Source organism: Nocardioides sp. Root122 (assembly GCF_001425025.1).
Lineage (GTDB): Bacteria > Actinomycetota > Actinomycetes > Propionibacteriales > Nocardioidaceae > Nocardioides.
Map to the genome: position 1 here is coordinate 91,864 of NZ_LMDE01000009.1, position 23,979 is coordinate 115,842.

Consider the following 23,979-nt stretch of genomic DNA (forward strand, 5'->3'; position numbering starts at 1 on the left):
GGTGGCCGAGACGACGCCGGGCGTGACGCTCCAGGAGGCCCTCGCGCTGCCCACCTTCCGTCGCGCCTCACCCACCGTGGTGGCGGGCGCGTCCGCGACGGACCGGCCGATCCGGTGGGTCCACGCGACCGAGCGACCGGACGTGCGCGAGCTGCTCCGCGCCGGTGACCTCGTCCTGACGATGGGCACCGGGCTGCCGGCCGACGACGACGAGGCCGGGCTCTCCGCCTTCGTCGACGCGCTGGTCGACGTGGGCAGCGCCGGCGTGGTGGTCGAGCTCGGCCGCCGCTGGCGCTCGTCCCTCCCCGACGCCCTCGTCGCGGCCTGCGAGCGGCACGGCCTGCCGTTGGTGGTGCTGGCCCGGGAGACCCGGTTCGCCGCCCTCGCCCAGGAGATCGGCGAGCGGGTGGTCGACCACCAGCTCAGCGAGCTGCGCGAGGCCCAGCGGGTGCACGAGACCTTCACCGAGCTGAGCTTCACCCAGGCCGGGCCGGTGGAGATCCTGCAGGCCGTGCAGCGGCTCGCCGGCGGGCCGGTCGTGGTGGAGAACGCCCAGCACCGCCCGCTCGACTACTTCGCCGGCCCCGACGACACGAGCGGGTTCCTCGACGGCTGGCCGGCACGGTCGCGCCGCGTCGAGGTCGCGGGGCGCACCGGGTGGGACGCCGCCAACGGCTGGCTCGTCACCCGTCTCGGCACGACCGACCAGGCGTGGGGCCGCCTGGTGATCGGCTCCGCCACCGCCCCGTCGCAGCGGCTGGTCGCGGTCGCCGAGCGCGCCGCCGCCGCGCTCGCGCTGCACCGGCTGCACGACCGCGACCGGGGCACCCTCATGCGCCGCACCCACCTCGAGCTGCTCACCGGGCTGGTCGAGCAGCCCGACTCCGAGGAGGTGCTGCGGCGGTGCGAGGTGGCCGGCTTCCCGGTGCGCCGGCGCCGCTTCGTCGGGCTCGTGGTCCGGCCCCGCGTCGGTACGACGTCCGCGTCAGACCTCGACGAGCTCGCCGCGGCCGTGGTCCGGGCCGCCCACGGACTGCGCCTGCCGGCCCTCGTCTGCGAGGTCGAGCGCGACCTCAGGGTGCTCGTCTCGGCGCCCGCCTCGGCCGACGCCGACGACCTGGTCGACCGGATGGCGGGCCGTGTGCTCCCGCACCACGACGTCGTGCTGGCTGCGGGGCGGGTGGTCGAGGAGCGCACCGGGATCGCCCGGTCGCTGACCGAGGCCGGGCAGGTCGCCGACGCGGCGCCGCAGACCCGGCGCGAGCACGACCCCGAGGTGCACCGGCTCGCCGACCTGCACCTGCGGGGGCTGCTCGCGCTGCTGGGCGAGGACGAGCGGGTCCGGCTCTTCGTCGAGCGCGAGCTGGCGCCGCTCAAGCAGCACGACCGTGCCCACGGCTCGCGCACCGAGCTGCTCGCCGCGCTGCGGGCGCTGCTGCTGCACCCGTCGAGCAAGACCGAGGCCGCGGCCAGCCTCCACCTGTCCCGCGCCGCGTTCTACGACCGGCTGGCGCGGATCGAGGCGGTCCTCGACGCCGACCTCGACGACCCCGACGTGCGGGTCTCGCTCCACGTCGCGCTGGTGGCCGACGAGCTCCTCAGCGAGTCAGCACGAGCATGACGAGTCCGGTCCCGATCCGCCGGATCGTCCACCGGCACACCGAAGGTCCGACAGATCGTCGGCCGCCCGCGCCTGCCTCGGCGCGCGACGATGGCGCCATGTTCCGCGTCCTCGACGTCGCCGCCGCCGTGCCGACCACCCCGCTCGACCCCGCCACCGTCGTCGACGGCGCGCCCGAGGCCGGCTCCAGGGCGCTCGCTGCGGTCGCCGGCGTGGAGGTCGGGGTGTGGGAGATGAGCCCCGGCACCGCCACTGACGTGGAGGTCGACGAGGTCTTCGTCGTCCTGTCCGGGTCGGCCACCGTCAGCTTCGAGGACGGCGAGCGCGTCGACCTCGGTCCCGGCACCGTCGTACGCCTGCGGGCCGGCGAGCACACCACCTGGGTCGTCCACGAGACCCTGCGCAAGATCTACGTCGCCTGAGGAGCAACGATGACCGACACGATCCGCAACTTCATCGACGGCGAGCTCGTCGAGTCCGCCGCCACGGACTTCATCGACCTCGTCGACCCGACCACCGGCGAGCTCGACGGCCGCTCGCCGGTCTCGACGGCCGAGGAGGTCGACCGGGCGTACGCCGCGGCGTCGAGGGCCGGCGAGTCGTGGAAGCGGCTGACCCCCGGGCGCCGCCAGGGCCACCTCCTCGACCTCGCGAGCGCGATCGCCGAGCGGCGCGACGAGATCAGCGAGGTGCAGGCGCGCGACACCGGTCAGCCGCTCCGCTACATCGCGAGCGAGGAGGTCGACCAGGGCGTCGACCAGCTGCGCTTCTTCGCCGGCGCCGCCCGGCTGCTCGAGGGCAAGTCGGCGGGGGAGTACCTCGAGGGCCACACCTCCAGCATCCGCCGCGAGCCGATCGGCGTCGTTGGCCAGGTGACGCCGTGGAACTACCCCTTCGCGATGGCGATCTGGAAGGTCGCTCCCGCGCTGGCGGCGGGCAACACGGTCGTGCTCAAGCCCAGCGACACGACTCCGCGCTCGACGGTCCTCCTCGCCGAGATCGCGGGCGGGATCCTGCCGCCCGGCGTGCTCAACGTGGTCAACGGCGACGCCACCACCGGCCGCCACCTCGTCGAGCACCCGACGCCCGGCCTCGTCGCGATCACCGGATCCGTCCGTGCCGGCATCGAGGTGGCGACCTCCGCCGCGAAGAACCTCAAGCGCGCGCACCTCGAGCTCGGGGGCAAGGCCCCCGTGGTGGTGACGCCCGACGCCGATCTCCCGCGCGCCGCGGAGATGGTCGCTGCCGCCGCCTACTTCAACGCCGGCCAGGACTGCACCGCCGCGACCCGCGTCATCGTGCACCGCAGCGTCCACGACGAGCTCGTCGAGCTGCTCGTCACGGAGGCCACGGGCACCCGGCCCGGTCCGCCGTCCGACGACGAGGCCGACTACGGCCCGCTCAACAACGCCTCGCACCTCGCCAAGGTCGAGGCCTTCCTGACCGGCCTCCCCGACCACGCCGACGTACGCACCGGGGGCGCGCGGCACGGCGACGCGGGCTTCTTCTTCGCGCCCACCGTCGTGACCGGCGTGCGCCAGGGCGACCGCATCGTGCAGGAGGAGGTCTTCGGCCCCGTCCTCACCGTGCAGCCGTACGACGACGAGGCCGAGGCCGTGCGGATGGCCAACGGCGTCCCCTACGGACTGGCCGCCAGCGTGTGGACCCGCGACCACGGCACCGCCGACCGGCTGACCCGCGAGCTCGACTTCGGGTGCGTGTGGGTCAACACCCACATCCCGTTCGTGTCCGAGATGCCGCACGGCGGCTTCGGCCACTCGGGCTACGGCAAGGACCTGTCGGGCTACGGCTTCGACGACTACACCCGCATCAAGCACGTGATGACCGCGCACTACTGACATCCTTGCGCCGTGCCCTCCGCCCGCCGCTTGCTCCAGCTGTTCGTCGGGTGCGTCGTGCTGGGGGTCGGCGTGGCGATGCTGCTCACCGCCGACCTCGGCTCCGACGGCTACTCGACGATGGTCAACGGCATCGCGCTGGCCTCGGGGATGAGCTTCCTGCTCGCCAACACCCTGGTCAGCATCGCCTTCCTCGCCCTGGCCGCGGCGCGCAAGGTCTTCCCGGGCATCGGCACCGTCGTGCAGGTGGTGGTCGTCGGCGTCACCGTCGACGTCCTCCTCGGGGCCTGGCACGTCCCCGAGGACTGGCCGGCGCGCATCGCGCTGCTCGTGCTCGCCTTCCCGGTCCTCGCCGTCGGCATCGCCACCTACCTCGGCAGCCACACGGGCGCCGGACCGGCCGAGGCGGCCGCACTGGCCTACGACCCGCCGCTGCCGTTCCGCTGGAGCTACAGCGCGGTCCAGGGCGGCGGGGCACTGCTCGGCTGGCTGCTCGGTGCCACGGTCGGGGTCGGCACCCTCGCGGTGATCGTCGCCCTCGGCCCCTGCGTCGACCTCGCCAGCCGGGTGCTGCGGCTCGACGTGCACCAGGGCCGCGAGACCGATCTCCGTCCCATGGGGTGAAGCCGGACCCTGCCGGCGCGGGGCAGCATCGGAGCGTGACTGAAGTCCTCACTGGCATCGACACGGTCGTCGTCGACCTCGACGGCACGCTCGTGGACTCCAACTACGTCCACGTCGTGGCGTGGCGCGAGGCGTTCCGCGACGTCGGCCTCGACATCCCCTCGCACCGCATCCACGCCCTGATCGGGATGGGTGGTGACCAGCTGGTCGAGCGCGTCGCGGGCGAGGCGGTCGAGCGCAACGTCGGCGACGAGGTACGCCGCCGCCACCAGGTGCACCTCACCGAGCGCGCCGGCATCGTCTCGGCCACCGAGGGGGCCAGCGAGCTGATCGAGCTGCTCCGTGACCGCGGGGTCCGCGTCGTGCTCGCGTCCTCCTCCGAGCAGCAGATCACCGACCGGTTCCTCGAGCTGGTCGAGGGGGCCTCGGGCATGCTCACCGCCGCGATCACCGGCGACGACGTGTCGCGATCCAAGCCGCACCCCGACCTGATCCAGGTCGCGCTCGAGGAGGTCGAGGCGGGCAAGGCCGTGGTCGTCGGCGACACCGTGTGGGACATCGAGGCCGCGACCGCGGCACGCGTGCCGTGCATCGCGCTGCTGACCGGGGGCATCCCCGAGCGCGACCTGCGCGAGGCCGGAGCGGTCATGGTCTTCGAGAACCCCCGCGACCTGGCCCGGACCCTCCGCAACTCCTGATCGCGCCCGGGTTCGCCCGGGCGGGTGTGGTGTGGGTCCGTCGGGCGCCCGCACCATCGAAGGAGGCAGTTACCGAGCTTCGATGGGTGGGACCGGGATGGAGCTGTTGCCCCAGAGCCGCGAGGCGCTGGACGAGTACCTCACGCCCTCGGGCGACGACCTCGAGGACCAGCTGAGCGAGATCGAGAGCTGGGCCGTGCGGACCGTCCCCGAGTGCGTCGCCATGAGCGTGACGCTGCTCGAGGAGGACCTGACCTTCACCTTCGTCCGGCAGCCGCCGGACGTCGGCGAGGCGGCGGACCCCGCGGGCCCCGCGCCTCCGGCGGGCGGCGGGTGGCACGCCCTCGACGAGGAGGGCTGGGCCGCGCTCGCCCGCCAGCAGGCGGCCGCCGGGATCGCGAGCACCGTCTCGCTGCCGGTGGTGCACCGCGACCGCGTCGTGCTCGGCATCGACCTCTACGCCTGCACGCCGCACGCCTTCGACGACCGCCTCGAGGACCTCGCATCCTCGCTGGGCGCCTGGCGGGACGGGGCGGTGACCAACGCCGACCTCGCCTTCGACACCCGTCGCCTCGCGGAGGAGGCGCCGCAACGGCTGAAGGAACGTCGTACGGTCGAGGTGGCGGTCGGTCTGCTCGCCGCGCGGCAGGGGCTCGACATCGAGTCCGCCCGCTCGGTGCTGCACTCGTGCGCCCGGCAGGCAGGGATCGAGGACGTGCAGGCGGCCCTGGTCCTGCTCGCCCTCCCGGACCTCTGAGGCGGGCGTCGACAACAGGTCGGGCAACACGGGTGCATGCTCCACCCTTGACGGGGTACCCAGACCGCATGCATCGACCATCCCCCACCGTCCTCCCCACCCGTTCCCTGCTCGTGGGTGTCCGGGAGGAGAGCGAGCTGGTGCTCCACGGCCTGCGGAGCATGCTCGCCCCGCACGCGGCCGCGGTCACCCTCGTCGGCCTGCGCGCCGACCAGCCGGCTCCGCCGTGCGACCTCACCCTCTTCGAGCCCGTCGCGCCCCACCGGGCGCCCGGACAGCCCCTCCGCGTGCCCGGGCGCATGGTGGCCTACAGCTACGACTGCTCGCCGAGCGCCGTGTCCACCGCCATGTCGCGTGGCGCGGCCGGCTTCGTCAGCAAGTGGCTGCCGGCCCATCGCATGGTCCGCGACCTGCTGCAGATCGCCGACGGCCGCGTGGTCATCGACGCCTGGACCGGCCGCAAGGCCGCGCAGAAGGCGGGCGAGGAGCGGTGGCCGCTGACCCAGCGTGAGACCGAGGTCCTGGCCTTCATCGCCGCCGGTCGCTCCAACCAGGACATCGTCGACGAGACCCTCCTGAGCATCAACTCGGTGAAGTCCTACATCCGCAGCGCCTACTCCAAGATCGGCGTGACCTCCCGGTCGCAGGCGGTCCTGTGGGCGGTGCGCCACGGGCTGCTGCTCTCCAGCGAGGCCGACCAGGGCGGGCTGCGCCTGGTCGACGCCCCCATGGAGGCCGTGCGGCCGACTGCCTGACACCCCCGCTGTCACCATGGGGGCATGGTGCGCACGGACTCCTGGCGCGACGCCGCCCTGGTGACCGGTGCGTTCGTCGCGCTGCTGTGGGTGCTCGAGGTCGTCGACAGCGCGACCGGCCACCCGCTCGACGCGTACGGCGTCCAGCCCCGCACCGAGGAGGGGCTCGTCGGCGTGCTGGTGGCGCCGCTGCTGCACTTCGGCTTCGACCACCTCGTCAGCAACACGATCCCCGTCGCGGTCCTCGGCTTCCTCGCCCTCGTCACGGGCATCGCCCGCGGGCTGCTCGCCACCGCGATCATCTGGGTCGTCGGCGGTCTGGGCGTGTGGGTGTTCGCCGGCAGCCAGACCAACCACGCGGGCGCGTCCGTGCTGGTCTTCGGCTGGATCGTCTACCTGGTCGTCCGCGGCTTCCTCACCGGACGCACGGCCGAGATCCTCATCGGCGTCGCGGTGTTCCTCCTCTACAGCGGTGCGCTGCTCGGCGTGCTGCCCGGCCAGCCCGGTGTCTCCTGGCAGGGCCACCTGTTCGGCGCCCTCGGCGGTGCACTCGCGGCGCGGCTCACCAGCGGTCGCCGGGAGACATAGGTCTCCCCGGCGTGCTGGAATCCCGGTCGCCGCCCGCCGGTTCTCCCAGAGCCCCCGGGCCACAGAATCCCCCACGGCAGGAGAGACACATGCGCAGCGTCGGTCACGACACCTTCGGAGCACCCGACCAGGTCCTCACCGAGCGGGAGGTGGAGACGCCGGTCGCCGGCCCCGGACAGGTGCTGGTGCGCACCCTGCTCTCCCCGATCCACAACCACGACCTGGTGACCGTGGCCGGCAACTACGGCGTGAAGCCGACGCTGCCCGCCGTGGGTGGCACCGAGGCCGTCGGGGTGGTCGAGGCGGTGGGCGAGGGTGCCGACGAGGCCCTCGTCGGACGCCGCGTCGCCGTGGCCGGCTCGCCCGGCACGTGGGCGGAGTACTTCGTCGCCCCCGCCGGTGCCGCCATCGCGGTCCCCGACGCGATGACCGACGAGGCTGCCGCCCAGCTCATCTCCATGCCCTTCAGCGCCATCAGCCTCGTCGAGTTCCTCGGCGTGAGCGCCGGCGACTGGATCGTGCAGACCGCCGCCAACGGCGCCGTCGGCAAGATCGTCGCCGTGCTGGCGAAGTCGCGCGGCCTCAACGTCGTCAACCTCGTGCGCCGTGAGGCCGCCGTCGCCGAGCTCGCCGAGCTGGGCATCGACAACGCCATCGCCACCGAGTCCGCCGACTGGGTGGCACAGGCGCGTGCCCTGATCGGCGACGACGGCGCCCGGGCAGCGGTCGACTCGGTCGGTGGCGACGTCGCCAACGGCCTCGCCGAGCTCCTCGGCGAGGACGGGCTGCTGGTCACCTTCGGTGCGGCCAGCAACCAGCCGCTGGTCATCAGCAGCGGCCCGGTCATCTTCAAGCAGCTGACCGTGAAGGGCTTCTGGGGCGCCAAGGTCAGCCGCACCACCTCCGCCGAGGACCGCGCGCGGATGTTCGGCGAGCTCATCGGACTGGTCCTCGACGGCAGCCTGGCGCTCACGTCGGGCGGCACCTTCGGGCTCGACCAGCCGACCGACGCGGTCACGGCGTCGCAGTCGCCGGGCCGCACCGGCAAGATCATGTTCCGCCCCTGAGCGGACTGCCCGTCAGTCGACGGCGGTCAGCCGGAGCACCCGTGCGGTCTCCGGCGCCATCACCGGCAGCGCCACCCCGGACGTGGCCAGCACCCGGCCGGGCAGGACGTGGTCGCCCGAGGCCACCCACCACGGCCTGAGGTCCGCGTCGTGCTGGTCGTGGGTGGCCGTCACGTCGGCGAGCCGGTAGGACCGGTCGGGGTCCAGGCCGGTCAGCCGCAGGGGCGCCGGGTGCTGGGTCGCGGGTGAGGCGACGGTGGCCATGACGTACCACGCCTCCGAACGGTCGGCGGCCACCACGCCGGTGACCACCACGGCCGGGTCCGCGTGGTCGGGGTGCACCAGTGTCCCGGTGCCGATGAGCGGACGCACCTGCTTGTGCAGCGCGATCCACCGCCCGAGGGCGTCCAGGGTGGGCGCGTCGAGACCGGTCACGTCCCACTCGACGCCGAACGAGTAGAGCAGGGCCGTGGCCGCCCGGTAGCCGAGGCGGTGGGCCCGGCCGGTGGTGTGCGCGACGGGGCCGCCCACGTGGGAACCGATGAGCTCCGGTGGCACGAGCAGCGAGGTCCACCGCTGGATGGTCTGGCGCTCCAGCGCGTCGATCGTGTCGCTGGCCCAGATCCGGTCGGTGTGCTCGAGGATCGCGGCGTCGACCCGCGCGCCGCCGGACGAGCACGACTCGATCTCCACCTCGGGGTGGGCCGCGTGCAGCTCGTCGAGCAACCGGTGCAGGGCCAGCGTCTGGCCGTGGACGGCGGGTCGGCCGGCGTGGGTGGCGTCGGTGAGGTCCCGGTTGTGGTCCCACTTGAGGTAGGCGATGTCGTACTCGTCGAGGAGGGCGAGCAGCGCGTCGCGGACGTCGGCGTAGGCCGCGTCGTCCTGGAGGTCGAGCACCTGCTGGTCACGCCAGGACGCCGGCGGGTCGCTGTGCCCGCGCAGCACCCGCTCGGGGTGGCGGCGGACCACCTCGGAGTCGGGGTTGACCATCTCGGGCTCCACCCACAGGCCGAACTGCATGCCGAGCCCGCGGACGTGGTCGACGAGGGGATGAAGGCCCTGGGGCCACACCTGGGGGTCGACGGTCCAGTCGCCCAGGCCGGCGGTGGCGGCCCGGCGGCCGAGGAACCAGCCGTCGTCGAGGACGAACCGCTCGATGCCGGCGGAGGCGGCGACGTCCGCGAGGTCGGTGAGCCGGTCGAGGCGGTGGTCGAAGTAGACCGCCTCCCACGTGTTGGCCACGACCGGCCGCTCGTCGCGCGAGCGTGGTGAGCGCGCCCGGACGTGGGCGTGCAGCCGGTGGCTCATCGGGTCGAGCCCTTGGTCGGACCACGAGCCGAGCAGCCACGGGCCGACGTACGCCTCTCCCGGGTCGAGGGCGACCTCGCCCGGGGCCAGCAGCTCGCCACCGCCGAGGAGGCACTCGCCTTCCGGTGTGCGCTCGGCGTACGTCGTGTGGTCGCCGCTCCACGCCGTGTGCACGCCCCAGACCTCGCCGTGGCCGAAGCCGAAGCCCGGCGTGCCGGCGACCATCAGGAGGGTCGCGTCGTGGCCGGTGCGGCCGTGCCGACCGTCACGGCGGTGGGTGCCCTGCACCCACGGGTGCCGCTGCGGCGCGCGTTCCTTGGACCAGCGGCCGGTCAGGTCGAGCAGCTCGGTGGCGTGCGCGCCCACCGGGAGGGCGGAGCGGACGCCGGTGAGGTGCAGGACCCCGTCCCGCGTGTTGGTGACCGAGGTCCGCACGCGCACCAGGCCGGCGTCGCTGAGCAGCAGGCGCACCTCGACCGACCACCCGGCCTCGTCGTCGACGCCGGTCAGGGATACGCCGGTGTCGGTCCCGTCGTCGCACGGGCGGCACGACCACCGCGCCAGGCGCGGGAGCGCCGCCGCCTCCCCTCCCACCCGGTGGCCCTCCAGGGCCGGCGTCCCGGTGTAGCCGCGGGTGACCTCCGGGACCAGCCCCGTGGTGCGGGGGTGGTCGTAGGCGGAGTGCGGCACCCCGGGCCGGCGCGCGGCGACGAGCCCGGCCAGCACCGCGGCGTCCGGGTCACCGAGCGCGGCACCCCAGTGGACGAGGACGGGCACGCCCTCGTCGTCGGGTGCGACCACGACGCTGACCCCGTGCCGGCTGAGGTGGACGGGGGCGAGGAGCTCAGCCGTCATGCGCTGCCCCGTTGGTCGCGTCGCCGGAGGTGTTGACCAGGACCAGCTCGTCGACGTGGTCGGACAGGATGCCGCTGGCCTGCGCCGACAGGCCGGAGTCGGTGATGAGCACCGACGCCTCGGACAGGGAGGCCATGCTGCTGAGTCCGACGACGCCCCACTTGCTCGAGTCGGCGCAGACGATGAGGCGGCGCGATCGCTCGATCATCGCCCGGTTGGTCTCCGACTCGAGGAGGTTGGGCGTGCTGAAGCCCGCCCGGACGTCCATGCCGTGCACCCCCATGAAGAAGGCGTCGACGTGCAGGCTGCGCAGCGACGACACGGCGACGGGGCCGACGAGCGCGTCCGACGGGGTGCGGAGGCCGCCGGTGAGGAGCACCGCGGTCGTGCTGTCGCCGTTGCGGTGCAGCACGTCGGCGACCCAGACCGAGTTGGTGACGACCGTGAGGTTGGGGATCCGGGTGAGGTGCTCGGTGAGGGCGTGGGTGGTGGTGCCGGCCGAGACCGCGATGGCCATCCCGGCGTGCACGAAGCCGGCCGCACGGGCGGCGATGGCCTCCTTCTCCCGGGGGCGCTGCACCGACTTGGCGGCGAAGCCCGGCTCCGACGACGAGGGCTCGGCGACCGCGAGCGCGCCGCCGTGGACCTTCTCGAGCAGGCCCTCGCGGTGGAGCGCCACCAGGTCGCGGCGCACGGTCATGTCGGAGACGCCAAGCAGGTCGACGAGGTCGGTGACGCGCACGGTGCCGCCGCGGCTCAGCTCGGCCAGGATGAGGCTCCGTCGCTGTGCCGCCAGCATCAGCCCCTCTCCTCCCGCACCACGGCGACGCCGCCGGCCGGCACCACCAGGTCGCCGCTGACGGCCCGGTCCGCGGCCAGGTCGTGTCCGCTCACCGCGACCGGTGCGTCCTGCTCGCCGTGGTTGATGACGAAGAGCCACGAGGCGTCCGCGCCCACCCGGCGGGTGACCTCGACGTCCGGACCCGCGCCCGGCAAACGTTCGACGCCGGCCTCGGCGACGAGCCGCTCGACGAGGCGGTCGGTGCCCTGCGGGGAGAGCCGGGTGGCGACGTACCAGGCGGCGCCGGAGCCGACGTCGCGCCGGGTGACGGCAGGCAGGCCGCGCGCGGGCCCGTCGGCGTGGGTCGCGACGGCGCTGGCGCCGCTCAGCTCGAGGTCCTCGGCCCAGGTGTCGGCCTCGAGGCCGCCCTCGCCCAGGCCGTCGACCCGCACCACCTCGCCGGACAGGAGGGGCAGCAGCTCCGTGGTGCGCACGCCCAGCAGCTCGCGGAACGCACCGGGGTAGCCGCCGAGCCGGATGTGGTCGTGCTCGTCGACGATGCCGCTGAAGTAGGTCACGACGACGGTGGCGCCGCGTTCTGCGGCGGCGGCCACGGCCGCGGCGGCCTCGTCGGTGACGAGGTAGAGCGTCGGCACCAGCACCAGGTCGTACGCCGACAGGTCGGCGCTCGGGTGGACCACGTCCACCCCGACGCCCAGCGCCGTCAGCGCCCGGTGGAGGTCCTCGGCCCGGTCGCGGTAGTGGACGTCGACGCTGGGGTGGGAGTCCAGCTCGCATCCCCACCACGCCTCGTAGTCGAAGAGGATCGCGGCCTGGTTGCGCGGCACGCTGCCGGCGACCTCCTCGACCCGGTCGAGCAGCTGCGAGAGCTCGACCACCTCGCGCCACTGGCGGGTGTCGGTGCCGGCGTGGGGGAGCAGTCCGGAGTGGAACTTCTCCGCCCCGGCGCGGGAGGCGCGCCACTGGAAGAACAGCACCGCGTCCGCGCCTCGTGCGACGTGCGCGAGGCTGTTGCGGATCATCTCGCCGGGGACCTTGGCACGGTTGCGCGGCTGCCAGTTGACGGCGCTGGTCGAGTGCTCCATCAGGAGCCAGGGACGGCCGCCCGCGGTGCCGCGGGTGAGGTCGGCGCTGAACGCGAGCTCACGGTGGCCGCCGTCCTCCGCGGCGATGAGGTAGTGGTCGTTGGAGACGATGTCGAGCTCGCGGCCCCACCGGAGGTAGTCCATCTCGAAGGTCTGGCGCATGACCATGAAGTTCGTGGTCACCGGCACGCCCGGCGACACCTCGTGCAGCACGTCGCGCTCGACGACGAAGTTGTCGAGGAGCTGGTCGGAGGAGAAGCGGAGGAAGTCGAGCTGCTGGGTGGGGTTGGCGTGCGCCGGGGCGGCCCGCGGTGGGAGCACCTGCTCGAAGTCGGTGTAGCGCTGCGACCAGAACGCCGTGCCCCAGGCGTCGTTGAGGTGCGCCACGTCGGCGTAGCGGTGGCGCAGCCAGGTGCGGAAGGCGTCGGCGCTGACGTCGCAGTAGCAACGGGCGTTGTGGCAGCCGAGCTCGTTGGAGACGTGCCACATCGCCAGCGCGGGGTGGTCGGCATAGCGCTCGCCGAGGGCGCGGCACAGGGCGAGGGCGTGCTCCCGGTAGACCGGCGAGCTGGGGCAGAAGGCCTGCCGACCGCCGGGCGACAGCGTTCGGCCGTCGTGGGTGACCGGCAGCATCTCCGGGTGCTGGTGCGTCAGCCAGGGCGGTGGCGACGCCGTGGCCGTCGCCAGGTCGACCCGGATGCCCGCGGCGTGCAGCTCGTCCATCTGCTCGTCGAGCCAGGCGAAGTCCCACGTGTCGGGGGACGGCTGGAGCCAGGCCCAGGAGAAGACGCCGAGCGTGACCAGGTCCACCCCCGCCTCCCGCATGAGGGCGCGGTCCTCGACATGGGCCTCGCGCGGCCACTGCTCGGGGTTGTAGTCGCCCCCGAAGGCGAGCACGGGCAGGGGAGTCGGCATGCCAGAACTGTGACGAGCATCGCACGACAAGTCAACGGATCGACGGTGACTTTGTTTGATTTTTGTGGAGTTCTCACTCAGAAATCGACATCGTGAGGGTTGACGGGGCTGTGTCGGCCGTCACATGCTGTCGTTCCCTGTTTGATTCTGTGTCTTGGAGGCTCCCGTGTCCCGACCCCGCCCCTCCGGTGCCCTCGGCGGCACCTCCGTGCCCCGGTCCGCCCTCGCGACCCGGGCCGCCACGCGCCGCACGATCCTGCGCGGTGCCGCGCTGTCCGGCCTCGCCGTGGGCGGGGCCAGCCTGCTCGCTGCCTGCGGTGGGGACTCCGGAGGGGGCTCGGGGTCCGGCTCGGGCACGGTGAAGTTCGGCATCAACGAGGCCGAGGGCGTCGGCGCTGCGCACGACCGTCTCGCGGCGATCGCCAAGGCCTACCAGAAGGAGTCGGGCACCACGGTCGAGCTCAACGCGGTCGACCACAACACCTTCCAGGAGAGCATCAACACCTACCTCCAGGGCACCCCCGATGACGTGTTCACCTGGTTCGCCGGCTTCCGGATGTCGCAGTTCGCCGAGAACGGCCTGATCACCGACCTGAGCGACATCTGGCCCATCGACGGCCTCAACGACTCGTTCAAGCAGGCGTCCACCGCCGCCGACGGCAAGCAGTACTTCGTGCCGATCAGCTACTACCCGTGGGCGGTCTTCTACCGGAAGTCGGTCTTCGAGAAGAACGGCTGGGAGGCGCCGACCACCAACGACGACTTCATGGCGCTGATGGACGACATGCAGGGCAAGGGCATCACCCCGTTCGCCTTCGGCGACAAGGACGGGTGGCCCGCCATGGGCACCTTCGACATCCTCAACATGCGCCTCAACGGCTTCGACTTCCACATGAGCCTGATGGCCGGCGACGAGGCGTGGGACGGCGACGAGGTCAAGCTGGTCTTCGACACCTGGCGCAAGCTGCTGCCCTACCACCAGGCCGACCCGCTCGGCCGCACGTGGCAGGAGGCCGCGACGTCGATGGGCAAGGGCGACTGCGGCATGTACCTCCTCGGCACCTTCGTCGTCGACGCCCTCGGCGAGAACGGTGAGGACCTCGACTTCTTCACCTTCCCCGAGCTCGACTCCTCCATCGGCTCCGACGCGCTCGACGCCCCGATCGACGGCTTCTGCGTCGCGGCGGCGGGCAAGAACCAGGAGGGCGGCAAGGCGATGGCGAAGTGGCTCGGGAGCGCCGCTGCGGCCGACGCCGGCAACAACGCCGCCGACGCGCCGTTCATCGCCGCCAACGAGGGCGCCAGCACCTCGACCTACAGCGACCTGCAGAAGAAGTCCGCCGAGGTCGTCGGTGCGGCCGCCAACATCGCGCAGTTCATGGACCGCGACACCAACGCCGACTTCGCCAGCACGGTGATGATCCCGTCCATCCAGGAGTTCCTGAAGAACCCCGACGACATCGACGGGGTCACGTCCAGCATCCAGGAGCAGGCCGCCTCGATCTTCGGCTGAGTCATGGCACACATCGACGAGGCGCCGCAGCAGGCCGCTGCTGCGGCGCCCAAGCAGGGCAGGGAGAAGCGGCTGCCCGCCCGCGACCGCATCACCGTGATCCTCATGGTGACGGTGCCGCTGCTGTTCGTGCTGCTCCTGGTCTGGGTCCCGGCGCTGGGGTCGGTCGCGTTGTCCTTCGGCAAGTGGAACGGCTTCGGAGACCTCGACACGATCGAGTGGGTCGGCTTCCAGAACTACCGGGACATCGCCACGATCTACCCGCCGTTCTGGCCCGCGATCCAGCACAACCTGATCTGGCTGGGGTTCCTGTTCCTGTTCCCGACGGTGCTCGGGATCCTGCTCGCGGTGGTGCTCGACCGGGAGATGCGCGGCAGCCGGTTCTACCAGACCGCCTTCTACATGCCCGTCGTGCTGTCCCTGGCCCTCATCGGGTTCATCTGGCAGCTCTTCTACTCCCGCGACCAGGGCCTGATCAACGACGTGTTCGGCACCCAGGTGGACTGGTACGGCGACCCGGAGATCAACCTCTGGGCGGTGCTCCTCGCCACCGCGTGGCGCCACACCGGCTACATCATGCTCATCTACCTGGCCGGCCTGAAGGGCGTCGACGCCTCCCTGCGGGAGGCGGCCGCCGTCGACGGCGCCGGTGAGGTGAGGACGTTCTTCAACGTGATCTTCCCGGTGATGCGACCGATCAACATGGTCGTCGTGGTCATCGTGGTGATCGAGTCGCTGCGGGCCTTCGACCTGGTCTGGGTCATCAACAAGGGCCGCAACGGCCTCGAGGTGATCGGCGCCCTCGTCGCGCAGAACGTCATCGGCGAGGCGACGCGCTACGGCTTCGGCTCCGCGCTCGCGGTCATCATGATGCTGATCTCGTCGATCTTCATCACCATCTACCTGCGGACCGTGTTCCGTGAGGAGCGTCGAGGATGACCTACGAGACCCCTGTCGCGGCGGCTCCGAGCAGCGCCGTCGCGTCGGCACCCCGGTCGGACGGCGGCGGTGTGGCCCTCGGTCGCCGGCGCGGCACCGTCGCCACGGTGATCATGGCGGTGCTCGCGCTGGTCTGGTTGTTCCCCCTGCTCTGGGCGCTGGTCAACTCCTTCCGCGAGTACGACTACACCCAGGCCAACGGCTACCTCTCGTTCGGCGGCTGGACCTTCAGCAACTACGAGGAGGCGTGGACCCGCGCCAACTTCGGGCTCCACATGAAGAACTCCTTCCTCGTGACCGTCCCGGCGGTGCTGCTCACGCTGTGGCTGTCCTCGATGGTCGCCTTCGTGCTGGCACGGTTCAGCTACCGCTTCAACCTCACCCTCCTCGGGGTCTTCCTGGCGGCCAACCTGCTGCCGCCGCAGGCGCTCCTCATCCCGGTCTTCCGGATGTTCCGCGAGATCCCGCTGCCCTACTTCATGAGCGACTCGGGCTCGATGCTCAACAGCTTCTGGGCGCTGATCCTGGTCAACACGGCGTTCCAGATGGGCTTCTGCACGTTCGTGCTGAGCAACTACATGAAGACGCTTCCCTACGAGATCTACGAGTCTGCACAGCTCGACGGGGCAAGCGTGTGGCGCCAGTACTGGCAGCTGACCATGCCGCTCGTCCGGCCTGCGCTCGCGGCGCTGGCCACGCTCGAGGTCACCTGGATCTACAACGAGTTCTTCTGGGCGACCGTGCTCATCCAGCAGGGCGACAAGCTGCCGGTGACCTCCGCGCTCAACAACCTGCGCGGGCAGTTCTTCACCGACACCAACCTCGTCGCGGCAGGCTCGATCATCGTCGCCCTTCCCGTGCTGGTGGTCTTCTTCGCCCTCCAGAAGCAGTTCGTGGCCGGCCTGACCCTCGGCTCCACCAAGGGGTGAGGATGCTCACGTACCGCCCGGTAACAAACGGCGGACGGGGCCCGCGTCGTCCTCCTAGCCTGCACGCATGCGTGCTCTCGTCGTCCTCCTCGCCCTGCTCGTCCCCGGCCTGTCCGCCTGCTCCGGAGGCGCCGACGCGGAGCCCGGGAGCGGCGACGCGGCCGAGAACGTCGCCCAGCAGGAGGACGAGGCGACCGCTGCGTGGCGTGCCGCCGTCGAGGACGAGCTCGGCGCGGACACGTTCGACTTCGACGCGATCCGGGCCCGGGCCGCGGTCGACTGCCAGCGCACCGACGCCGGGGCGTGGACCGTGCACCTCGCCCTGAGCGGTGACACCGCCACGTCGGCACTGACCCGGATCGGTCTCGAGCACGCCTGCGCCGACGTGGTGCCCGCCTTCGACAAGGGCGTCGCCTCTGTCGAGCAGGCCGCCGACCCCCTCGACCTGGTGTGCGGCCCGGGCGTCGAGCTGTCCTCCGAGGACGAGCTCAAGGCCGACCTGGTGTGCGCCAACCGCTGACGGTGGCCTAGGGCCGGGTCCGTCCCCGCCTGCGGAGCGGCCGGGTCGCGGGACCCTCGAGCACCTCGCCGTCGGGTGCGAACCGGGAGCCGTGCAAGGGGCAGTCCCACGTCTCCTCGGCGTCGTTCCACTTCAGCAGGCCACCCAGGTGGGTGCACACGCCGATCACCCCGCAGTCGTACGCCGTGGGCGCGTCGCTCGTGCCCGGCAGCCGCTCGAGGGCTGCCTTCGCCGCGCGGGTGGCGGCTGCGACACCGACGCCCAGGTTGACCCGTGCCGCCTCGGCGGCCACGGCGGGCCGCGTGCTCCGGCCCGCGAGCACGGTCGCCCACGGCGGGACGTCGCCGAGGATGTCGGCGGAGATGGTGCGCGCGGCGGCGACGGCGTTGGCCATGCCCCACTTCTCGTAGCCGGTGGCGACGTGGACGTGCCCGTCGCCTCCGGGCAGGCGGCCGACGAACGGCACGCCGTCGATGCTGCTGTAGTCCTGCGCGGACCACTGGTGGGTCTCCTCGGTGGCCTCGGGGAACCACCTCGCGGTCCAGTCCCGCAGCTCCTCGACGTGGGCGGCCTCCGAGCGGGTGCGACCGACCACGTGCCCGCTGCCGCCGATGACGAGGTGGCCGCCGGGGGCGTCGCGCACGGAGCGCGAGTCCGAGCCTGCGGACAGGTACATGCCGTCGAACGAGCCGTCCCACTGGTAGGCCAGGGCGTAGGAGCGCTGGGGCTCGACCCTGGCGAAGTGGAGCCCGCGGTCGAGGATCGAGGCGCCGGTCGCCAGGACGACGTGGCGCGCCCGCAGCTCGCGTCCGTCCTCGAGGCGCACCACCGGCTCACCGGACTTCGACACCGAGCGCACCCGGAGGCCCTGGGTGATCGTGCCGCCGTGCCGGCGGACCTCGCCGACGAGCGCGCCGAGCACCTCCATCGAGTCGAGCTGGGCCTGGTCCTCCAGCACCGTCGCGCCGACGTGGGGGAACGGCACGTCGAGCCGGTCCAGCCACCGCACCTCGAGCCCGAGGGACGCGGCGGCACGGTGCTCCTGCTTGACCTTCGACCGCTCGGAGTCCTGCGCGGCGTACGTCACCGCGCGCCGGCGCTGGTAGGCCACCTCGTGCTCGTCGCAGAAGCCGAGCAACCACTCCATGCCCTCGCGGTTGGCCTCCACGTAGGCCGCGCCGACCTCGGCGGACTGGTGGCGCAGGATGCGTGAGAGGTGCGTCCCCTGCAGCAGCGAGACCTTGCCGGTGGTGTTGCCCGTCGTCACCGCGCCCACGGTGCGGGCCTCGACGACGGCCACGTCCCGGCCGGCCCGCGCGAGCAGCAGGGCCGTGGTCAACCCGGTCAGTCCGGCGCCCACCACGAGGACGTCCGGTGTGCGGTCGGGGAGCGGGTCGTCGGCGACGGGTGCCACGCCGTCGAGCCAGAGCGAGGTCACCTGTCGCCCTGCTCGTCGTTCTCCTCGACGGGGTTGCCGGCCAGGTCGGTCTCGGGGTCGGGCGCGTTGACCGGATCGGTGTCGAGGTGGGTCTGGGGGTCGGCCTGGGTGCCGGGGGTGTTCTCGCCGGACGAGCTCATCGGGTCCTCCTCGGGGTGGGCGTCCTCGTACCCAACCCAGGCAGGGTCCATGAGCGAGCGCATGCCCCACACCCCGCCGGGGTACACGGTCATCGCAGCCGGGGCAGCCGGGGAACGCCCTCCCGTACGCCGTGCGAGGACGTCCCCGGCGGCCGTGGCGCTCGCGAGGGGCACATGACCCCCTCGCCCCGCCGGGTGTGGTGGGCACGGCCCGGGAGGCGCACCATCGTCACTTGCCCCGCACCGACCGAACGGACGTCATGGAGCTTCTGCCACAGAGCAGGGAGGCGCTGGACGAGTACGTCACGACGACGGTCGACGACGTCGAGGTGCTGCTGAGGGTCATCGAGGGGTGGGCGATGCGCGCCGTGCCCGAGTGCGTGGCGCTCAGCGTGACGCTGCTCGAGGAGGACCTGACCTTCACCCTCGTCGACCACGCCGCGACCACGACGCCCGCAGCCGCGGACGCCGACGCCACCGGGGCCGCGGCCGGCGACCCGCACGCCCTCGACGAGGGCGGGTGGGCGGAGATGGCCCGCGAGCGGGCCTTCGCCGGGATCCTCAGCACCGTCTCCCTCCCCGTCGTCGAGCAGGGCCGGGCCGTGCTCACCATCGACCTCTACGCCTCCACCCCGCACGCCTTCCACGACCGCATCGACGGCCTCGTGGACGCGCTCGGGGGATGGCAGGCCGGCGCGGTGACCAACGCGGACCTCGGCTTCGAGACGCTGCGCCGGGCCGAGGAGGCGCCCGAGCGGCTGCGCGAGCAGCGTGTGCTCGACGTCGCGATCGGCGTGGCCGCGGCCCGGCTCGGACTCACCACCCGCGATGCCCACGACCTGCTCGTCCTGGCTGCCGAACGCGCCGGCGTGAGCGCGACACAGGTCGCCTCGGTCGTCCGGACGCTGCTCGCCTGACGCCGGCGCATGGCGGCCCGCGCGTGGGGTACGTGGCGCGGCATGGAGATCGCGTCGTGACCCGCTTCGGCTACTTCCTCTCGTGCGAGGAGTACGCCCCCGACCAGCTGATCGACCAGGCCCGACGGGCGGAGGAGGCGGGCTTCGACGCGCTGTGGATCAGTGACCACTTCCACCCGTGGACCGACGCCCAGGGACAGTCGCCGTTCGTCTGGTCGATGATCGGCGCCATCGCGCAGGTGTGCGACCTGCCCGTGACGACCGCGGTGACCTGCCCGACGGTGCGCACCCACCCGGCCATCGTGGCCCAGGCCGCGGCCACCTCCGCGGTGCTGCTCGGCGAGGGACGCTTCACGCTCGGCGTCGGCACCGGCGAGGCGCTCAACGAGCACGTGCTCGGCGACGTCTGGCCGCACGCCGAACGACGCCTGGAGATGCTGGAGGAGGCCGTGGAGGTGATCCGCCGGCTCTGGGAGGGCGACGTCGTCTCGCACGAGGGCCGCCACTACCGCGTCGACACCGCCCGGATCTACACGCTCCCCGACACCCCGCCGCCGATCTTCATGAGCGCCTTCGGCCCCAAGGCGCTCGACGTCGCCTGCCGGATCGCCGACGGCTTCATCACCACCCAGCCGGACGCCGACGCCGTGGCCACGTTCCGGGAGGCGAAGGGCAAGGACGCACCGACGCAGGCGGGCTTCAAGGTCGCCTGGGGTCCCTCGCGCGACGAGGCCATCGACGCCGCGTACGCGCTGTGGCCCAACGCCGGCGTGCCCGGCGAGCTGAGCCAGGTGCTGCCGAGCCCGCAGCACTTCGAACAGGCCTCCGACCTCGTGACGCGGGAGGCGTTCGCCGAGAACGGCGCCTTCGGGCCGGACGTCGCCGAGCACGTCGAGGCCTACGCGCCGTTCGTCGATGCGGGGTTCAGCGACGTGTACGTCGCCAACATGGGGCCGGACTACGCCGACATGCTCGCCGCCTACGGCTCCGACGTGCTGCCCGAGCTGCGGAGCCGGACCTAGCCCTCGGCCCCGTCGTCGTACTCCGGGTCGCCCTCCACGGCGGCGGGTGTGGCCTCGTGGCCCTCACGCCCGTCGCGGGTGCGTCGAAGCTCCTTCATCTCCGCCTCGAAGACGTGGCGCCGGCCGCCCATCAGCTCGTCGATGGCGCGCTGGTGCAGCCCCTTGGCCCGGGCGTAGAACCCGTCGTCGAACTCGTCGACCATCTGGAAGGACCACATGCCCGGCAGCGGGTTGGCGCCGAGGGCGTCGCGGTCGAGCGCGTCGGCGAGGTCGGTGTGCCCGGCGTCGCGCACCAGCTCCGTCGCCTCCTCCAGGGTGCTCTCCGCGCTGCCCATCAGGCGGTGGAAGGCGTAGAGGTGGCCGCGGGCGTCCTCGATGTGGTCGAGCGCGGCGGAGAGCTTGCCGACGGCCTCGACGGTCTCGTCGCTGACGCCGTCGGGACGGGTGTGCTGGGGAGTGGGCTGGTCGTCCATCCCCTCACCCTCACAGCCGGCGCGGCACCGCCACCACGCTCGAACGGGCGGGCTACGAGGGCAGTGCGCGGTCGGACACGATCTGGGCCGCGACGTTGCGCAGCTTGAGGTTGTCCTGCGAGGCGATGCGCCGCAGCACGTTGAAGGCGGTGCCCTCGTCGAGGCCGTAGCGCTCCATCACGATCCCCAGCGCCTGGCCGATCACGGTCCGCGACTCGAGCGCGGTCGCGAGCTGCTCGTCCTGGATCGACCGGGCCAGGACCACCGCACACATCGCGGCGATGGTCTGGCCGTGGAGGACGTCCTCCTCGCTGAAGGCGTTGGCCTTGGTCGCGTAGACGTTGAGGGCGCCCCACGAGTCGTGGCGGCGGGTGAAGAGGCGAAAGCTCAGGCTGGACCGGATGCCCAGCTCGGCGACCATCGCACGTCCCCACTCGGGCCACCGGGAGTCTGTGGCGAGGTCGTGGACGAGGACGGTCGGGTGGTTGCGGATCGCGTCGCGGCACGGGCCCTGGCCGAGGTCGTACTGCGACTCGTCGAGCTCGCGCAGCTTCTCGTTCGTGGCCGCCGGGGTGTGGACGCGGCCGTGCTCGACGAGGGAGACGCCGACGTAGTCGCAGCCTTCGAAGAACTCGGGCGTGATCGCGACGATCGTCTCGAGGGTGTGGGGAGGGTCCTCCTGTGCGTCCAGCTCGCGCACGGCATCGGCCAGCTGGCGCTCGAAGATCTCGCGGCTCATCGCCTGGGCCTCTCTCGGACACGAAGGGCCGGCGCTGGGGCATCTGGCAGTGCGTACCGCATGGGGTGGATTCCCCGTTGTCGTCCACGGTCCCACCGGGGGGCTCTCAAGGCAAGGCGCTACCCCTCGACCCCCGTCGAGCCGTGGGACGCGCCCACCGGCTTGCTCTGCGACGAACCCCGCTGGCGGAGGTAGATGGACAGCACCGCCATCGCACCGACGGCCAGGAACTCGCTCTGCCAGTTCTGGAGGGTGCGGGCCCAGAAGTCCGCGGCGGTGAGGTAGGACCCCCACGAGATCGGGTCCTGCAGCTGCTGGAGCCGCTCCTCGTTGTACGCCGCCCAGCCCGCGACGGACTGCACCGTCCAGGAGGCGAGGAAGATCGCGCCCATCACGATCGCCATCGACCCGGAGAAGACGCGGGTCCGCCAGCCGCCCGCCGCGGCCCAGGCCGGCGAGCCCTCCCGGGCGTGGCGTCCCACCAGCTGGTCCTCGTCGGACTCCTTGCCCGCCTTGTCGAGCTCCTTGGACTCCGGCGAGCCCTTCTGCAGGAGCCAGACCGTCGCCATAGGCGCCGGGTGCTCATCGCCGACTCACCCGGCGTCGCGGGCCGACAGCTCCCGCACGATCTCGGTCAGGCACAGGCCGGTCGCCGAGGCGACGACCTCGGACGGGTCGCCGGGCAGGCACGCGTGCAGGGAGCGGGTGGTGTCCGCGGTCGCGACGGCGAGGTGCACGGTGCCGGCCGGGCAGCCCTCGTCCGGTCCGGGGCCGCCGACGCCGGTGATCCCCAGAGCGACGTCGGCGCGGAGGAGTCGTCGTACGCCCTCGGCCATCTCGCGGGCGCACAGGTCGGTGACCACGGGCCCCGGGGTCACGCCGAGGACGCGGAACTTCACGTCCTCGTCGTAGGCGACGACCGCCCCGCGGAACCACTCCGAGGCCTGCTGGCCCCGGCCGAGCATGGACGAGACCCGTCCTGCGGTCAGCGACTCCGCAACGGCGATCCGTCGCCCGCCCTCCTGGGCCAGCGCCGCCACGAGGTCGGCCAGCGCCTCGTCGGTCTGCGGGTCGTCCATCTGCGTCGACGGCTGTGCGGCCATGGCTGCCACGTCCCCCGATCCCCGCCGCCGCATGCGTCGGGCCGGTCCCACGCATGCTCGGCCGGCAGTGGGGCACTTCAGTGCATGAACGCGCAGCAGCACGACCAGCACGACCGGGAGGCCACGGAGTGAAGGCAGTGACATGGCAGGGCCGGCAGGACATGCAGGTGGTGGAGGTCCCCGACCCCGTCATCGAGCAGCCCACCGACGTCCTCATCGAGGTCACCTCGACCGGGCTGTGCGGGTCGGACCTGCACCTCTACGACCCCTTGACGCCCTTCATGACGTCGGGCGACATCGTCGGCCACGAACCGATGGGCATCGTGCGCGAGGTCGGTCCGGCCGTGCAGACCTTGCAGGCCGGCGACCGCGTCGTCGTGCCGTTCAACATCAGCTGTGGCTCCTGCTGGATGTGCGACCGGGGCCTGTTCAGCCAGTGCGAGACCACGCAGAACCGTGACACCGGCACCGGCGCCAGCCTCTTCGGCTACAGCAAGCTCTACGGCCAGGTGCCGGGCGGGCAGGCCGAGATGCTCCGCGTCCCGTTCGGTGACACGCTGCCGATCAAGGTGCCGCACGGCTCGCCCGACGACCGCTTCCTGTTCCTCTCCGACGTGCTGCCGACCGCGTGGCAGGCCGTGGAGTACGCCGACGTCGAGGACGGGGGCACGCTCCTGGTGATCGGCGCCGGGCCGATCGGCGACATGGCGACCCGCATCGCCCTGCACCGGGGCCTGCGCGTGATCACCGTCGACTCGGTGCGCGAGCGGTTGGCCCGCGTGCACGGACGCGGCGCCGAGACGATCGACCACACCCAGGTCGACGGCATCGGCGACCGCGTGCGCGAGCTGACCGACGGTCGCGGTGCGGACGCCGTGATCGACGCGGTCGGCATGGAGGCTCACGGCTCGCCGGTGGCCGAGGTCACCCAGAAGGCGCTCGCCCTCCTGCCCAAGAAGGTGCAGGAGAAGATGATGCTCAACGTCGGCTCCGACAGGCTCGCTGCGCTGATGAGCGCCATCGACGGCGTGCGTCGTGGCGGCACCATCAGCATCTCGGGCGTCTACGGCGCCCCGACCGACCCGCTGCCGATGTTCCAGCTCTTCGACAAGCAGGTGCAGATCCGGATGGGCCAGGCCAACGTCCACCGCTGGAGCGACGACATCCTGGCGCTGCTCGACCAGGACGAGGACGTGCTCGGCGTGGAGTCCTTCGCCACCCACCACCTGCCGCTGGACGACGCCCCCGAGGCCTACCGGAGGTTCCGCGACAAGGAGGACGGCATGGTCAAGGTGGTGTTCACCCCGTGAGG

25 protein-coding genes are annotated in these 23,979 nt (G+C 72.4%); 16 read left to right on the plus strand and 9 right to left on the minus strand.

The genetic code is table 11. From position 1 onward, the window contains the following. Position 1 precedes the first annotated feature (1 nt). From ASC64_RS07695 to ASC64_RS07735, 9 genes are all read left to right on the plus strand, one after another. A complete protein-coding gene (locus tag ASC64_RS07695) occupies positions 2-1,621 on the plus strand; it encodes a PucR family transcriptional regulator (RefSeq protein WP_082550283.1) in 1,620 nt (539 codons plus the stop codon). 98 nt (positions 1,622-1,719) lie between these two features. Continuing rightward, positions 1,720-2,043, plus strand: a complete 324-nt coding sequence (locus ASC64_RS07700) for a cupin domain-containing protein (protein WP_056906962.1) — start codon at positions 1,720-1,722, stop codon at positions 2,041-2,043. A gap of 9 nt (positions 2,044-2,052) precedes the next feature. Further along, the gene (locus tag ASC64_RS07705) at positions 2,053-3,480 is read left to right on the plus strand and encodes a gamma-aminobutyraldehyde dehydrogenase (protein WP_056906963.1); all 1,428 of its coding nucleotides are present in this window, start codon (positions 2,053-2,055) and stop codon (positions 3,478-3,480) included. Positions 3,481-3,492: 12 nt separating this feature from the next. Beyond that, positions 3,493-4,104 (plus strand): hypothetical protein, encoded by a 612-nt coding sequence (locus ASC64_RS22320; protein WP_056906964.1) that lies wholly within the window; start codon positions 3,493-3,495, stop codon positions 4,102-4,104. A gap of 35 nt (positions 4,105-4,139) precedes the next feature. Then, positions 4,140-4,802, plus strand: a complete 663-nt coding sequence (locus ASC64_RS22325; RefSeq protein WP_056906965.1) for an HAD family hydrolase — start codon at positions 4,140-4,142, stop codon at positions 4,800-4,802. A 97-nt stretch (positions 4,803-4,899) separates the two neighbouring features. Continuing rightward, positions 4,900-5,559: an ANTAR domain-containing protein gene (locus ASC64_RS07720; protein WP_056906966.1), complete on the plus strand. Its 660-nt coding sequence runs from the start codon at positions 4,900-4,902 to the stop codon at positions 5,557-5,559. Between the two features lie 68 nt (positions 5,560-5,627). After that, the gene (locus tag ASC64_RS07725; RefSeq protein ID WP_082550284.1) at positions 5,628-6,314 is read left to right on the plus strand and encodes a response regulator transcription factor; all 687 of its coding nucleotides are present in this window, start codon (positions 5,628-5,630) and stop codon (positions 6,312-6,314) included. A gap of 24 nt (positions 6,315-6,338) precedes the next feature. Continuing rightward, positions 6,339-6,902, plus strand: coding sequence for a rhomboid family intramembrane serine protease (locus ASC64_RS07730; RefSeq protein ID WP_056906968.1), 564 nt, complete (start codon positions 6,339-6,341; stop codon positions 6,900-6,902). A gap of 89 nt (positions 6,903-6,991) precedes the next feature. Continuing rightward, complete coding sequence (locus ASC64_RS07735; protein ID WP_056906969.1) at positions 6,992-7,969, plus strand: zinc-binding dehydrogenase; 978 nt, start codon at positions 6,992-6,994, stop codon at positions 7,967-7,969. Positions 7,970-7,981: 12 nt separating this feature from the next. On the opposite strand, the gene ASC64_RS07740 is transcribed toward ASC64_RS07735, so the two are convergent. From ASC64_RS07740 to ASC64_RS07750, 3 genes are read right to left on the minus strand one after another with little or no spacing between them, the layout of a single operon-like run. Continuing rightward, positions 7,982-10,132 (minus strand): alpha-galactosidase, encoded by a 2,151-nt coding sequence (locus tag ASC64_RS07740; RefSeq protein ID WP_056906970.1) that lies wholly within the window; start codon positions 10,130-10,132, stop codon positions 7,982-7,984. Continuing rightward, entirely contained in the window at positions 10,122-10,931 is an 810-nt protein-coding gene (locus ASC64_RS07745; protein WP_200937519.1) for a DeoR/GlpR family DNA-binding transcription regulator, read from the minus strand. Before ASC64_RS07745 ends, ASC64_RS07740 begins: the two co-directional genes overlap by 11 nt. Next, complete coding sequence (locus tag ASC64_RS07750) at positions 10,931-12,934, minus strand: beta-galactosidase (RefSeq protein WP_056906971.1); 2,004 nt, start codon at positions 12,932-12,934, stop codon at positions 10,931-10,933. The genes ASC64_RS07745 and ASC64_RS07750 overlap by 1 nt, the downstream gene beginning before the upstream one ends. Before the next feature lie 166 nt (positions 12,935-13,100). On the opposite strand from ASC64_RS07750, the gene ASC64_RS07755 reads away from it, so the two are divergent. From ASC64_RS07755 to ASC64_RS07770, 4 genes are all read left to right on the plus strand, one after another. After that, positions 13,101-14,447 carry an ABC transporter substrate-binding protein gene (locus ASC64_RS07755; RefSeq protein WP_200937521.1) on the plus strand — a complete coding sequence of 449 codons (1,347 nt, stop codon included), beginning with the start codon at positions 13,101-13,103 and terminating at the stop codon, positions 14,445-14,447. 3 nt (positions 14,448-14,450) lie between these two features. Next, on the plus strand, positions 14,451-15,386 hold the full coding sequence (locus tag ASC64_RS07760; RefSeq protein WP_056906972.1) for a carbohydrate ABC transporter permease: 936 nt from the start codon (positions 14,451-14,453) through the stop codon (positions 15,384-15,386). Beyond that, positions 15,383-16,315: a carbohydrate ABC transporter permease gene (locus tag ASC64_RS07765; protein ID WP_082550285.1), complete on the plus strand. Its 933-nt coding sequence runs from the start codon at positions 15,383-15,385 to the stop codon at positions 16,313-16,315. Before ASC64_RS07760 ends, ASC64_RS07765 begins: the two co-directional genes overlap by 4 nt. A 67-nt stretch (positions 16,316-16,382) precedes the next feature. Next, positions 16,383-16,835: a hypothetical protein gene (locus tag ASC64_RS07770; RefSeq protein WP_056906973.1), complete on the plus strand. Its 453-nt coding sequence runs from the start codon at positions 16,383-16,385 to the stop codon at positions 16,833-16,835. A 7-nt stretch (positions 16,836-16,842) separates the two neighbouring features. Here ASC64_RS07770 and ASC64_RS07775 read toward each other — a convergent pair whose 3' ends face one another. Both ASC64_RS07775 and ASC64_RS07780 read right to left on the minus strand, forming a co-directional pair. Beyond that, a complete protein-coding gene (locus ASC64_RS07775; protein WP_056906974.1) occupies positions 16,843-18,273 on the minus strand; it encodes an FAD-dependent oxidoreductase in 1,431 nt (476 codons plus the stop codon). Further along, the gene (locus ASC64_RS07780; RefSeq protein WP_235563580.1) at positions 18,270-18,587 is read right to left on the minus strand and encodes a hypothetical protein; all 318 of its coding nucleotides are present in this window, start codon (positions 18,585-18,587) and stop codon (positions 18,270-18,272) included. The genes ASC64_RS07775 and ASC64_RS07780 overlap by 4 nt, the downstream gene beginning before the upstream one ends. An 86-nt stretch (positions 18,588-18,673) precedes the next feature. On the opposite strand from ASC64_RS07780, the gene ASC64_RS22710 reads away from it, so the two are divergent. Next, positions 18,674-19,330: an ANTAR domain-containing protein gene (locus ASC64_RS22710; protein ID WP_056906976.1), complete on the plus strand. Its 657-nt coding sequence runs from the start codon at positions 18,674-18,676 to the stop codon at positions 19,328-19,330. Positions 19,331-19,386: 56 nt separating this feature from the next. Beyond that, positions 19,387-20,352, plus strand: a complete 966-nt coding sequence (locus ASC64_RS07790; protein WP_056906977.1) for a TIGR03557 family F420-dependent LLM class oxidoreductase — start codon at positions 19,387-19,389, stop codon at positions 20,350-20,352. Here ASC64_RS07790 and ASC64_RS07795 read toward each other — a convergent pair. From ASC64_RS07795 to ASC64_RS07810, 4 genes are all read right to left on the minus strand, one after another. Further along, positions 20,349-20,825, minus strand: a complete 477-nt coding sequence (locus ASC64_RS07795) for a hypothetical protein (RefSeq protein ID WP_056906978.1) — start codon at positions 20,823-20,825, stop codon at positions 20,349-20,351. The genes ASC64_RS07790 and ASC64_RS07795 overlap by 4 nt on opposite strands. A gap of 52 nt (positions 20,826-20,877) precedes the next feature. Beyond that, positions 20,878-21,564, minus strand: a complete 687-nt coding sequence (locus ASC64_RS07800) for a GAF and ANTAR domain-containing protein (RefSeq protein WP_056906979.1) — start codon at positions 21,562-21,564, stop codon at positions 20,878-20,880. A 119-nt stretch (positions 21,565-21,683) separates the two neighbouring features. Next, on the minus strand, positions 21,684-22,133 hold the full coding sequence (locus ASC64_RS07805) for a DUF6766 family protein (protein WP_235563582.1): 450 nt from the start codon (positions 22,131-22,133) through the stop codon (positions 21,684-21,686). Between the two features lie 24 nt (positions 22,134-22,157). Further along, positions 22,158-22,667 carry a CinA family protein gene (locus ASC64_RS07810; protein ID WP_200937522.1) on the minus strand — a complete coding sequence of 170 codons (510 nt, stop codon included), beginning with the start codon at positions 22,665-22,667 and terminating at the stop codon, positions 22,158-22,160. A 128-nt stretch (positions 22,668-22,795) separates the two neighbouring features. On the opposite strand from ASC64_RS07810, the gene ASC64_RS07815 reads away from it, so the two are divergent. Beyond that, a complete protein-coding gene (locus ASC64_RS07815; protein ID WP_056906980.1) occupies positions 22,796-23,977 on the plus strand; it encodes a zinc-dependent alcohol dehydrogenase in 1,182 nt (393 codons plus the stop codon). The last annotated feature ends 2 nt before the right edge of the window (positions 23,978-23,979 follow it).

What these genes read in the sequence shown, in the direction of transcription:
- ASC64_RS07800 (WP_056906979.1), bottom strand. Translation starts at nt 21,564, where the DNA reads ATGAGCCGCGAGATCTTCGAGCGCCAGCTGGCCGATGCCGTGCGCGAG.
- ASC64_RS07700 (WP_056906962.1), top strand. Translation starts at nt 1,720, where the DNA reads ATGTTCCGCGTCCTCGACGTCGCCGCCGCCGTGCCGACCACCCCGCTC.
- ASC64_RS07720 (WP_056906966.1), top strand. Translation starts at nt 4,900, where the DNA reads ATGGAGCTGTTGCCCCAGAGCCGCGAGGCGCTGGACGAGTACCTCACG.
- ASC64_RS07805 (WP_235563582.1), bottom strand. Translation starts at nt 22,133, where the DNA reads ATGGCGACGGTCTGGCTCCTGCAGAAGGGCTCGCCGGAGTCCAAGGAG.
- ASC64_RS07810 (WP_200937522.1), bottom strand. Translation starts at nt 22,667, where the DNA reads ATGGCCGCACAGCCGTCGACGCAGATGGACGACCCGCAGACCGACGAG.
- ASC64_RS07750 (WP_056906971.1), bottom strand. Translation starts at nt 12,934, where the DNA reads ATGCCGACTCCCCTGCCCGTGCTCGCCTTCGGGGGCGACTACAACCCC.
- ASC64_RS07735 (WP_056906969.1), top strand. Translation starts at nt 6,992, where the DNA reads ATGCGCAGCGTCGGTCACGACACCTTCGGAGCACCCGACCAGGTCCTC.
- ASC64_RS22710 (WP_056906976.1), top strand. Translation starts at nt 18,674, where the DNA reads ATGGAGCTTCTGCCACAGAGCAGGGAGGCGCTGGACGAGTACGTCACG.
- ASC64_RS07745 (WP_200937519.1), bottom strand. Translation starts at nt 10,931, where the DNA reads ATGCTGGCGGCACAGCGACGGAGCCTCATCCTGGCCGAGCTGAGCCGC.
- ASC64_RS07740 (WP_056906970.1), bottom strand. Translation starts at nt 10,132, where the DNA reads ATGACGGCTGAGCTCCTCGCCCCCGTCCACCTCAGCCGGCACGGGGTC.
- ASC64_RS07705 (WP_056906963.1), top strand. Translation starts at nt 2,053, where the DNA reads ATGACCGACACGATCCGCAACTTCATCGACGGCGAGCTCGTCGAGTCC.
- ASC64_RS07765 (WP_082550285.1), top strand. Translation starts at nt 15,383, where the DNA reads ATGACCTACGAGACCCCTGTCGCGGCGGCTCCGAGCAGCGCCGTCGCG.
- ASC64_RS07725 (WP_082550284.1), top strand. Translation starts at nt 5,628, where the DNA reads ATGCATCGACCATCCCCCACCGTCCTCCCCACCCGTTCCCTGCTCGTG.
- ASC64_RS07730 (WP_056906968.1), top strand. Translation starts at nt 6,339, where the DNA reads ATGGTGCGCACGGACTCCTGGCGCGACGCCGCCCTGGTGACCGGTGCG.
- ASC64_RS07795 (WP_056906978.1), bottom strand. Translation starts at nt 20,825, where the DNA reads ATGGACGACCAGCCCACTCCCCAGCACACCCGTCCCGACGGCGTCAGC.
- ASC64_RS07760 (WP_056906972.1), top strand. Translation starts at nt 14,451, where the DNA reads ATGGCACACATCGACGAGGCGCCGCAGCAGGCCGCTGCTGCGGCGCCC.
- ASC64_RS07770 (WP_056906973.1), top strand. Translation starts at nt 16,383, where the DNA reads ATGCGTGCTCTCGTCGTCCTCCTCGCCCTGCTCGTCCCCGGCCTGTCC.